The organism is Mesorhizobium sp. M7A.F.Ca.US.006.01.1.1, from assembly GCF_003997935.1.
In the GTDB taxonomy this organism is placed as follows: domain Bacteria; phylum Pseudomonadota; class Alphaproteobacteria; order Rhizobiales; family Rhizobiaceae; genus Mesorhizobium.
In genome coordinates this window covers 23,656-32,502 of sequence record NZ_RZQL01000047.1, presented here as the reverse complement: position 1 = coordinate 32,502, position 8,847 = coordinate 23,656, and the positions used below count along the sequence as shown (strand labels likewise).

Below are 8,847 nucleotides of genomic sequence, written 5' to 3'. Positions count from 1 at the left end.
CCATCGGCCTGATACAGGCCGGTTGCGGCCTGGCCATGTCGCCGGGTGGAACCGGCGGCGCCGATCTGTGTTATGTCGTGTTGATCGCGGGCGCCGAAGATTGCGCGTTTCCCCGACAACAGAAAGCGAGGCCTGAGATGGCTGACGACAAGTCGAAGACGAAACAGGACCGCAAGCTGGTCTCGAGCGAAGAGCCCTACGAGGTTGCCGCCTTTGCCCGCAAATACGGCATTCCGCCAAGCGAGGCACAGACCATCATCAAGCGCTACGGACCCTCGCGCAAGAAGCTCGACGCCCATATGGCGGCCCGCGGCTAGCCGAAACCATTTCGCCTGGGCGGCGTTGAAGATGCTGCGGGCCGTGTCAACCGGGCCTGGTGGTACGGTGAACAGGATGTCTTTTTCCCGGTTTCTCATCCTGGCCAACGAAACGGCAGACGAGCATCTGTCCCACCCGGCCCGCAGCGCCACGCATTGAGGGAGGGCATCATGTCCGACACCATACGCAGGACCGGCAGCTGCCTGTGCGGCGGCGTGCAGTTCGAGGTCAGCGGCGCGCCGTTGCGCGTCGGCCTGTGCCATTGCAAGGATTGCCGCAAGGCCGGCGGTTCGGTCTATTCGGCCTTTGCCATCTGGCCGCGCGAGGCCTTCGAGACCACCGGCCTCGTCAGCTCCTATGGTACGCGCAGCTTTTGCCCGACATGCGGCGGCCGCGTCGCCTGGGTCGACGACAATGAGGCCGAGGTGGCGATCGGCAGCCTCGACATCGCGCCGACCGATCTCGTGCCCGAATATGAATTGTGGACTTCCAGGCGCGAGACCTGGCTGCACGCTTTACCCGGCACCGAACAGTTCGAGCATGACCGCCCAGCGGCGCACAACGCCGAAGCGCCGACACCGAGATCGCTGTCGGACATCGACGCCGAGATTTGATCTCTGGGCAAGGGAACCCTGCCCTGCCGCCGACGTTACCGGATGCCTCTCACGCATGTCGCCCGGCGACGTGCGGCAATCATGGAGACGACCGTTGAACGACAAGATCTTTCCGCGCCCCATCAGGCTGAAATTCGCGCCTGAGCGCGAGCGCATCATCCGCAGCGCCTGGGAAGGCCTGGAATGCCTCGGCGACTGGCCGGCGGGCCAGGGACGGCGCTACCGGGCAGCGTTGCGCAGCTGCCGCGATGCGCTGGATGGCTGGACGCCGCCGGAAAAAGCGATGCGAGCGGTGATCGACGCCGCGCGCGAAGCAAAACTCCTCCAGTAATGGGAACAGGGGCCATGTCCGAGCTCATTCTGCCCACGCCGATGCGGATCAAGCCGCATGGGTCGGACACGATCCGCGACGTCGCCACGCTCAAGGATGCCAGCGAAATCCTGATCGACTGGCCGCAGGCCAAGCGCGGCCCGTTCTACCAGACGGCGCGCGAGAAGGTCGAAGCCGCGTTGGAAACCAAGACAGGCGCCGCCGAGGCGCAGGAAGCCTTCGCAGCGCTCTGCAGCCACGCAGGCGTCCTGGTGCGATAGCGGTTTCCATAAAGAGAAACAGGCGGGGGCTCGTGCCTCGCCTGCTTCGTGCAAATCCGTCCTGATCACTCCGAATGATTGATCCGATTATTCCGAACAATCGATCCGATTATTCCGCCGGAAGCTCGCCCTGTACGATCGGGTGCGAGGTTTCGAAGCCAAAACTCTTCGGCGCAAGCAAAATCAAGGCAATCACGATGGCAATCGAGGCAAGTAACGTGGCCGTTGTCGCAATATCTCTCACGATAATCTCTCCGAATTCCAAGTCGTGAGAGAAACGCTCCTGAGACAACGGGGTTCCATTAGCTTGCGCGACAATACCAGCGAGCCGGCGTTTATTGCTTCGGCGGCTGGGGCGGCACTTCGCCCGGCTTGATCACCGGCGTCTTACCTTCGTCGGGGGCCGGCGCCGCCATGCCCTGGTCGCCCGTCGGGGGCGGTTTCAGCACGCCGCCGCAATCGTTGAGCTTCGCGGTCAAATTGCCGTCATCGGCCTGCTGTCCAGGCTGCTGTTTTGCCCCTTGCCCGGTCTGAGCCCTGCATTTGTCGGCCTGCGGCGCCTGGCTGTCGTTCTGCTGCTGGGCCGCGGCCGGCACTGCCAGCGCCAGCATAAGGCCGAATGGCATGATGGCGAGAGTTCTCATCACTGCCTCCTTCTTTCTTTCACGGGTCGCCCGCGGCGACCTTCCCTTCACGGGGACAACGCCTGTCGACGAAAAAGGTTGGGCGCCTCGCCGGGCGGCATTGCAACCAAACCCGTTTGCCGGCCGTTGCGCGTGCCGGAGGCGATCATGTTCGAAGGTTTTCAAGGCGCGGAAATCGACACCGGCGATGCCGGCATATTCTGCCTGCGTGCCGGTGGCGGGCCGCCATTGCTGTTGCTGCATGGCTTTCCGCAGACGCATCTGATGTGGCGCGACATCGCGCCCGCTCTGGCCAGCCGGTTCAGCGTCGTCTGCGCCGACTTGCGCGGCTATGGCGGCAGCTCCTGTCCGGCGTCCACTCCGGACCACGCACCCTATGCCAAGCGCACCATGGCGGACGATTTGGCGAGGATGATGGAGAAGCTGGGTTTCAGCAGCTTCATGGTCGCCGGCCATGATCGCGGCGGGCGTGTCGCCTACCGCATGGCGCTCGACCATCCGGGCAGCATCGACAGGCTCGCCGTTCTCGACATCGTGCCGACCGCCGATGCCTGGGGCCGGGCCGACGCCAGGCTGGCGCTGGGCTATTGGCCATGGTCGCTGCTGGCGCAGCCCGAGCCATTGCCGGAAAAGATCCTGTCCGGCGCCGCCGAGGCGATCGTCGACAATGCGCTCGACGGCTGGGGCTCGTCGCCATCGGCGTTTCCAGCCGAAGTGCGTCAGGCCTATGTCGATGCCTTGCGCGCGCCTGCTCACGCCCATGCCATCTGCGAGGAATATCGGGCGGCCGCCACGCTCGACCGCGGGCACGACCATGCCGACAAGGCAGCCGGCCGGCGCATCCGCTGCCCGCTGCTGGCGCTATGGAGCGGCCAGGGCGCGTTGGCGGATTGGTATGCCGGCGAAGGCGGGCCGCTGGCGCTGTGGCGCGGCTGGGCCGACGATGTGCGCGGCCAGGCGATGCCGGGCGGACACTTCTTTCCCGAGGAGAACCCGGCGCGGACGGCCGACCTGCTGGCCGGCTTCTTCGGTGAAACCAGTCACGGCCTCTCCGGGCGATCGGAATTACCTACGCCCTCCCCTTGATGGGGCCGAAGCCGCCTCCTTCTGCGCCTTTGCCTGGCTGCCTTCATCACCGGCGGCAAGGCCGGGTCCGCGTTCGAACCGGTGCAGGAAGCCGGCAACGACCAGCACGATCAGCGTGCCGAACCCGGCCACTTGCCAAAGACCAAGGCCGCAGGCGACGCCGATCGCGCCAGCCAGCCACATGCCAGCGCCGGTCGTCAGCCCATGCACCTCGCCGCGCGAAAACATGATCGAGCCGGCGGCGAGGAAAGCGACGCCGGCGGTCACCGCCTCGACCACCCGGATCGGATCGACCTTGACGGCTTCCTGCGCGAACATGGGCGCATGCACGATCTCGATCGTCAGGATGCCGAAGGTGGCGGCGGCGACGCAGACGAGAATGTGCGTGCGAAGCCCGGCCGGGCGATTACGCCATTCGCGCTCGAAACCGATGACCGCGCCGTAGAGCGTCGCCAGCAACAGCCTTGCTGCGATGACCGGAAACGAGGTGTAGGTGGAATGGCCGAATTCCTCGACGAGCTGTTCCATGATGTCCCCTCCGAAAGCTTGACGCCACAACGCGGCCGCCGGGTCACGGTTCCTGAATCCACCGCCAGATGCGGCAAGGATCCAGCCGTTTTTGAAATCGCATCTGTCGGGGTGTTGATGGAACGACCCTCGAGGGCTCAGGACGTTTCGGTTTCAGGCAGGTCGGCGCCGAGCTGCGGGACGATGATCGAATCCAGCGGCGCCGTCAGGGACCAGCTGAGATGGCCCGGGCTGCGATCCAGCACCGCCAGGCCGTTCAGCGATTGCGGCGCGACCCGCTGCAGGACGACGGTGCCGAAACCCTTGCGCACGGTTTCGTCTTGCCGCCCCCCGGGCCGCTCTCCTTCACGCACCGGCATCGTCTCGTCCCAGAGCAGATGGATTTCCCGCTTGCCCGAAACGCCTTCGACGATCCGCCAGGTGATCTCCAGCCGCCCGGCCTCGCTCGCCAGCGCGCCATATTTGGAAGAGTTGGTGCCGAGCTCATGAAATGCCATGCCGAGATTCTGCACGGCGTTCGGCTGCAGGGTCAAAAGCGGCCCGGAGAGCGATACCCGCGCCTCGTGGCCGAACGGCTTGAGCTGCTCCTGGGCGAGGTCGAAGAGGCTGGCGCCGGCCCATTCCGAGTTCACCAGCAGATCGTGCGACCGCGACAGGGCCATGATGCGGGAGCGGATCAACTCCTCGAATTCACGCGGATCGGTCGAGCGTTTGCTGGTCTCCCGGATCATCGAGAGGATCACCGCGAACTGGTTCTTGACGCGATGGTTCACCTCGCGGAGCAAAAGCCGGATCCGGCGCTCGCTCTCCTTGCTGGCGGTGATGTCGCGGGCGATCTTCGAGGCGCCGATGATCTCGCCGGACGTGTTCCTGATCGGCGAAATGGTCAGCGACACGGCGATGAGGCCGCCATCCTTGCGTCGGCGGATCGTCTCATAGCTGGCCAGCAGTTCGCCCTTGCGAACCCGGCTGATGATGTCGGTCTCCTCATCCTTGAGATGATCGGGGATGAGCATGAGCACGGACCGGCCGACGGCCTCTTCGGCGGTGTAGCCGAACATGCGTTGCGCCGCCGCGTTCCAACTGGTGATGATGCTGTTCAGATCCTTGCTGACGATGGCGTCGAAGGATGAATCGACAATCGCCGCCAGCCGAGCGTGGGCAGTGATTTCGAGCAGGCTGTCGATGCTTGCCAATTCTGTCATTGCCCCGTCTGGCCCCACCTTGCCGCGTCCCGCCAGAGTCCGGGCTGCGTGAGGATTTCCCCTCGTGCCAGCAATGCCTGACCGGGCATTTTGGTTGCAGTCGGTGCGCAACATTCCGCATTTGCGGTCGCGGACGGGCTTTTCACGATGGTACCCGGTCGTCCGTCCCGGCAATGCCTCGGCGGCCGTAGACGCCGATCTCGTCGAGCCGCGGCAAGCCGGTGACCGCTTCGCCCTTACCGTCCCGCGGGCCTGTTTCCTCAGCGCCAAGGTCGTCAGGCGGAGCAACTGGCACTGGATCGGCCGAAGGCTCCCTTTGCGGACATTCCTCATAGCTGTGGTCGCGCCCGCCGCAGAAAGAACAGCACATGGCCTCGCGATCGCCGTTTCCGGGCCGCCATTGCGGGGTTTCGTAGGGCTTCCTGCCATCCATCCCCAGCAATGCACGACGGACCATTTGGTTGCGCCGCCACAGACGGCCAGCCGGCGGTTGCGGAACCACCCGCCGGGATGCGAGTTTCGGCCGATACATCCATTCGAGGGAACAGCCATGCCGATGCGCCGAATTGCCTTGATGACGGCAGCGATCCTGCTGGCCGCGACCGGCCTCGCCGAAGCCAGGCCCGACACCCGCACGATGAGTTGCGACGAACTCCGGCAATTGCTCCAAAGCCGCCATGCCGTGGTGCTGACCACCGGCCCCAACACTTATGACCGCTATGTCAGGCAGTTCGGCAACGAATGCGACTGGCCGGAGGTGCCGATGTCGGCCTATGTCCCGACCCGTGACGGCAGTTGCCCGGTCTACCGCTGCGAGGAACCTGTCACCAACTTTCCGGACTGATACCGCGCTTCCAATCGGCTTTGCCGCCGCAGTGCGTTGATCCCGGCGCGCGAACCGGCTAGGGGTGGGGCGCAACGTGCATTTTCCCGCTTCGTCTAATGGTAGGACAGCGCCCTTTGAAGGCGTGAATCGAGGTTCGAGCCCTTGAGCGGGAACCAGCAACCAGGCGCTCGGCTGTTCAAAAGCGGCGCGCAGGGCTGGCCAGCCGGCGTCAGCGTATTAGCGAACGCTTGTATTTCGTCTCAAGCAGGATCATCATCCGGGCCGTCAGTGGCTTGAAGGGATGCAGCGCCATGGAACTGAGTTGTTTTGATGGGGGCGTCCTTGCATCGACGATGTCCCTGAACGTCACGGCGGTTTTCATAATATTGGCCGCATTTGCCGCATTTCGGCTGGTTGCAATGTCAGGCGAAGGTTCTGTCGACCAACTCCAGACGGCGTAGCCTGCAGGGAACTCCCGTAGGAGAAGGCCTATGGCCGCGAGAAAAGTGATGGCCGTCAAGGATTGGTCTTGCGGCATGAGCGACGAGCTTGGCCGCGTCGTCCTGACCATCAACCCGACCGAGGGCGAGCCCATCCTGGTTTTGATGACAATTTTCCAGGCGGCAAGGATGGCCGGAGAATTGCGGACCCCGAAACTCGTCTCCATGCCTCGGTGACGCAGCCCCCGGGCAAAGCGAAGCAAGCTCGCCGGGGCAGCCCCAGCGCCGTCCCCAGCGAGCCCTGTTGCTCCGTTACGAGGAACGATGGAGCAATGACTGCTTTACGGATCCGGGCGCCGTTAAGTTGCATCCGGCTCCTGAAACCATTTCGCGGACCCTGCGTTGACCACCGGGCCGACACAGGAGACATCTCATGACCGTCAATTGCCGCATATCGATCGACAACCGGCCGGAGGCCACCGACGCCGTTTTCCAGGCGGTTCCCCGGATCGGCGAAAGCGTTGCGCTGTCGATCGACGGAACCACGCAGGATTTGCGGGTATCGCGCGTCGTGCACGTCACCAATGGCAGCCTGGAAGGTGCTGCGATCGTCGTCGAAGTGACGACCAACATCCTCTGAATCGAGAGTTCTCGTCCGCTACGCCAGCCGGCGCTTCGCGGCAACCGCCGCCCGGAGGGCCCAAGGCGGCTCACGCGCCTCTATTCCTTGCCGCCGTCGGAAATGCCGTTGCCGCCGGCGGTTGGCAGGATGCCGAAGTCTTGCGACTTCGCCCCTTGTTCCGCCGTCAGGAAGCCATCCGAGGCAAGCCCGCGCCGCAGCAATTCCCTGACGGCGGCCGAACGGCTCGGCATGCGCTTGTCGAAGCGCCAGTTTTCCAGCGCCGCCAGTTCGTCTGACGTCAGCATGATCTGCAACCGTTCCGGGCGTTCCAGTTCAGTCATCGCGCTTCCCTTGTTCAGGACCACGAATACGTCGAATGAGTATTCAACTCACTTACCTCATAATTAGGAAACCGCTCCTAGCGCGTCAAGACCTCGGGATGAGTGGATAGCTGCTCATGTTCATGATGAGCCTGATGCCTATTCGGCGTAAGGAACACATTTGCATAACTATGCTAACTGTTTGATTTATTTGGGTATTATTTAATTAGTGACTTGCCAGGGCGAAGCCCCTGCCGCATTGTCCAATCTGAACAGAAAACCGTTCCTTTTGGGAGGTTTCGATGCGGTATGATTACTCGGCGCGTCTACGCGATGACGTCCGTTCAGCGGTCCAGATCGCCTTCAGGAAGACCGGCATCGTCAGCATCACGGCGGTGGCGGAGCATGTAAGGGTCAGGAATCTGGCCGAAAACGTCGCCCTCGAGGACGTCGAATACCTTGTGTTCCAGGCAGCCCAGCTGATTGGCGCCGCAATTGAATTCGACGGGCTCACCAATTTCGATGGCGTGGCTGGTCTGTTCGTGGATGGGGTCGGTGGCGAAGATGGCGAGCACGTCATCGCCCAACGCGACAGGCCTGGTCCGGCCACCCTGCAGTAGGGCGGTTCCGGCCGAACGCGCATTTGTTTCGCGCCGGTCAGGGAGCCTCCTCAAAAGGCCGCCCTGCTGTTTCTGTACCCCTGGTGATGACCAGAGCTGTCCCGTCAGGCGGAGCCGGCGATTTGTGAGGCGAAGTCGCGATAGCGACGCAGCGGGCGGCCCAGAAGCGCGGTCAGCCGCTCGACGTCGCCGGCCTCGGGCAGCATGCCGTCGGTCAGGAACCGTTCGCCCATCAAGCGCATGTCGTACGCCATCCAGGCAGGCAGGAACTGCTTGAGATTCCGCTCGAAACCTTCGGTGTCGTCGCCGCCGTAGCTGATCGGGCGGGCGAGCACGTCGGACCAGATGGCCGCGATATCCGTTCCCGTCAGTGTCTGCGGACCGACGAGATTGATCCGCTCCAGTGCAAGCGGATCCACGGACCGTTCCCGGCGCAACAGCTCAAGGGCAGCGATCTCGGCGATGTCACGCACGTCGATCATGGCGAGACCCTTGGCGCCGATCGGCATCGTGTAGGTGCCATAGCCGGTGATCACGTCTTCGATCATCAGGTCGTTCTGGATGAAATAGGCCGGGCGCAGGATCGTAGCCTGGAAGCCCATCTGCTCGATCATTCGCTCGACGCCGAACTTGCCGGCGAAATGCGGCACGTTCACATAGACGTCGGCATGGATCACCGAGAGATAGACGATCCGCTCGATACCCGCCGACCGGGCGACGTTGAGCGCAACCAAAGCCTGGGTGAATTCGTCCGGCACCACTGCGTTCAAGAGGAACAGGGTGGAAACACCGGACATGGCTTTGCGCAGTGAATCGACATCGAGGAAGTCGCCTTGCGCGACCGATACGCCCGCCGGGAAGCTGGCTTTCGACGGGTCGCGGACGAGAGCACGGACATCGGCGCCGCGCTTGACGAGGTGCTCTACGACCTGGCGGCCAACATTGCCTGTGGCGCCGGTAACGAGGATGGTCATGGAATTTCTCCTGTTGGGTTGCTTGACAGGCCCAATATGTGTGGCCCACAAACATTCAA

At 63.5% G+C, this 8,847-nt stretch carries 16 protein-coding genes and 1 tRNA gene; 10 read left to right on the top strand and 7 right to left on the bottom strand.

From position 1 onward, the window contains the following. The first annotated feature begins 137 nt into the window (after positions 1-137). From EN943_RS38970 to EN943_RS11200, 4 genes are all read left to right on the top strand, one after another. On the top strand, positions 138-317 hold the full coding sequence (locus EN943_RS38970; protein ID WP_024501602.1) for a DUF3606 domain-containing protein: 180 nt from the start codon (positions 138-140) through the stop codon (positions 315-317). A 171-nt stretch (positions 318-488) separates the two neighbouring features. Further along, positions 489-932, top strand: coding sequence for a GFA family protein (locus EN943_RS11210; protein WP_127412659.1), 444 nt, complete (start codon positions 489-491; stop codon positions 930-932). A 94-nt stretch (positions 933-1,026) separates the two neighbouring features. Further along, complete coding sequence (locus EN943_RS11205) at positions 1,027-1,263, top strand: DUF982 domain-containing protein (protein WP_127412658.1); 237 nt, start codon at positions 1,027-1,029, stop codon at positions 1,261-1,263. 14 nt (positions 1,264-1,277) lie between these two features. After that, the gene (locus EN943_RS11200) at positions 1,278-1,523 is read left to right on the top strand and encodes a DUF982 domain-containing protein (protein ID WP_127412657.1); all 246 of its coding nucleotides are present in this window, start codon (positions 1,278-1,280) and stop codon (positions 1,521-1,523) included. A gap of 109 nt (positions 1,524-1,632) precedes the next feature. Here the strand turns inward: EN943_RS11200 and EN943_RS38805 are convergent, their stop codons facing one another. Both EN943_RS38805 and EN943_RS11195 read right to left on the bottom strand, forming a co-directional pair. Next, positions 1,633-1,767, bottom strand: coding sequence for a hypothetical protein (locus tag EN943_RS38805; RefSeq protein ID WP_281035303.1), 135 nt, complete (start codon positions 1,765-1,767; stop codon positions 1,633-1,635). A 91-nt stretch (positions 1,768-1,858) separates the two neighbouring features. Then, on the bottom strand, positions 1,859-2,167 hold the full coding sequence (locus tag EN943_RS11195) for a hypothetical protein (protein WP_127255564.1): 309 nt from the start codon (positions 2,165-2,167) through the stop codon (positions 1,859-1,861). A gap of 147 nt (positions 2,168-2,314) precedes the next feature. Between EN943_RS11195 and EN943_RS11190 the strand changes: the two genes are divergently transcribed. Then, complete coding sequence (locus tag EN943_RS11190; RefSeq protein ID WP_206522743.1) at positions 2,315-3,253, top strand: alpha/beta hydrolase; 939 nt, start codon at positions 2,315-2,317, stop codon at positions 3,251-3,253. Here EN943_RS11190 and EN943_RS11185 read toward each other — a convergent pair. The 3 genes from EN943_RS11185 to EN943_RS11175 form a co-directional block, all read right to left on the bottom strand. After that, positions 3,233-3,781, bottom strand: coding sequence for an MgtC/SapB family protein (locus tag EN943_RS11185; protein WP_245475715.1), 549 nt, complete (start codon positions 3,779-3,781; stop codon positions 3,233-3,235). The two genes, EN943_RS11190 and EN943_RS11185, sit on opposite strands and share 21 nt — an antisense overlap. A 137-nt stretch (positions 3,782-3,918) precedes the next feature. Further along, positions 3,919-4,986 carry a PAS domain S-box protein gene (locus tag EN943_RS11180; protein ID WP_127412656.1) on the bottom strand — a complete coding sequence of 356 codons (1,068 nt, stop codon included), beginning with the start codon at positions 4,984-4,986 and terminating at the stop codon, positions 3,919-3,921. A gap of 142 nt (positions 4,987-5,128) precedes the next feature. Further along, complete coding sequence (locus tag EN943_RS11175; RefSeq protein ID WP_127412655.1) at positions 5,129-5,443, bottom strand: hypothetical protein; 315 nt, start codon at positions 5,441-5,443, stop codon at positions 5,129-5,131. A 93-nt stretch (positions 5,444-5,536) separates the two neighbouring features. Here EN943_RS11175 and EN943_RS11170 point away from each other — a divergent pair, with 93 nt between their 5' ends. The 4 genes from EN943_RS11170 to EN943_RS11155 all read left to right on the top strand — a co-directional run bounded on the left by EN943_RS11170 (position 5,537) and on the right by EN943_RS11155 (position 6,892). After that, the gene (locus EN943_RS11170; protein ID WP_127412654.1) at positions 5,537-5,830 is read left to right on the top strand and encodes a hypothetical protein; all 294 of its coding nucleotides are present in this window, start codon (positions 5,537-5,539) and stop codon (positions 5,828-5,830) included. 84 nt (positions 5,831-5,914) lie between these two features. After that, a tRNA-Gln gene (locus EN943_RS11165) sits at positions 5,915-5,988 on the top strand. Positions 5,989-6,303: 315 nt separating this feature from the next. Then, positions 6,304-6,489, top strand: coding sequence for a hypothetical protein (locus EN943_RS11160; protein WP_127412653.1), 186 nt, complete (start codon positions 6,304-6,306; stop codon positions 6,487-6,489). A gap of 196 nt (positions 6,490-6,685) precedes the next feature. Continuing rightward, the gene (locus tag EN943_RS11155) at positions 6,686-6,892 is read left to right on the top strand and encodes a hypothetical protein (protein WP_013530768.1); all 207 of its coding nucleotides are present in this window, start codon (positions 6,686-6,688) and stop codon (positions 6,890-6,892) included. A gap of 80 nt (positions 6,893-6,972) precedes the next feature. Here the strand turns inward: EN943_RS11155 and EN943_RS11150 are convergent, their stop codons facing one another. After that, positions 6,973-7,215, bottom strand: coding sequence for a hypothetical protein (locus tag EN943_RS11150; protein WP_127412652.1), 243 nt, complete (start codon positions 7,213-7,215; stop codon positions 6,973-6,975). A 281-nt stretch (positions 7,216-7,496) separates the two neighbouring features. Here EN943_RS11150 and EN943_RS11145 point away from each other — a divergent pair, with 281 nt between their 5' ends. After that, positions 7,497-7,814, top strand: coding sequence for a hypothetical protein (locus EN943_RS11145; RefSeq protein ID WP_127412651.1), 318 nt, complete (start codon positions 7,497-7,499; stop codon positions 7,812-7,814). A 104-nt stretch (positions 7,815-7,918) separates the two neighbouring features. Here EN943_RS11145 and EN943_RS11140 read toward each other — a convergent pair whose 3' ends face one another. Then, positions 7,919-8,788, bottom strand: coding sequence for an NmrA/HSCARG family protein (locus EN943_RS11140; protein ID WP_127412650.1), 870 nt, complete (start codon positions 8,786-8,788; stop codon positions 7,919-7,921). Positions 8,789-8,847: the final 59 nt, after the last annotated feature.

Coding starts and splice junctions, on each gene's coding strand:
- EN943_RS11150 (WP_127412652.1), bottom strand. CDS start 7,215: ATGACTGAACTGGAACGCCCGGAACGGTTGCAGATCATGCTGACGTCA.
- EN943_RS11180 (WP_127412656.1), bottom strand. CDS start 4,986: ATGACAGAATTGGCAAGCATCGACAGCCTGCTCGAAATCACTGCCCAC.
- EN943_RS11195 (WP_127255564.1), bottom strand. CDS start 2,167: ATGAGAACTCTCGCCATCATGCCATTCGGCCTTATGCTGGCGCTGGCA.
- EN943_RS11170 (WP_127412654.1), top strand. CDS start 5,537: ATGCCGATGCGCCGAATTGCCTTGATGACGGCAGCGATCCTGCTGGCC.
- EN943_RS11145 (WP_127412651.1), top strand. CDS start 7,497: ATGCGGTATGATTACTCGGCGCGTCTACGCGATGACGTCCGTTCAGCG.
- EN943_RS11140 (WP_127412650.1), bottom strand. CDS start 8,788: ATGACCATCCTCGTTACCGGCGCCACAGGCAATGTTGGCCGCCAGGTC.
- EN943_RS11160 (WP_127412653.1), top strand. CDS start 6,304: ATGGCCGCGAGAAAAGTGATGGCCGTCAAGGATTGGTCTTGCGGCATG.
- EN943_RS11175 (WP_127412655.1), bottom strand. CDS start 5,443: ATGGTCCGTCGTGCATTGCTGGGGATGGATGGCAGGAAGCCCTACGAA.
- EN943_RS11185 (WP_245475715.1), bottom strand. CDS start 3,781: ATGGAACAGCTCGTCGAGGAATTCGGCCATTCCACCTACACCTCGTTT.
- EN943_RS11155 (WP_013530768.1), top strand. CDS start 6,686: ATGACCGTCAATTGCCGCATATCGATCGACAACCGGCCGGAGGCCACC.
- EN943_RS11210 (WP_127412659.1), top strand. CDS start 489: ATGTCCGACACCATACGCAGGACCGGCAGCTGCCTGTGCGGCGGCGTG.
- EN943_RS38970 (WP_024501602.1), top strand. CDS start 138: ATGGCTGACGACAAGTCGAAGACGAAACAGGACCGCAAGCTGGTCTCG.
- EN943_RS11190 (WP_206522743.1), top strand. CDS start 2,315: ATGTTCGAAGGTTTTCAAGGCGCGGAAATCGACACCGGCGATGCCGGC.
- EN943_RS11200 (WP_127412657.1), top strand. CDS start 1,278: ATGTCCGAGCTCATTCTGCCCACGCCGATGCGGATCAAGCCGCATGGG.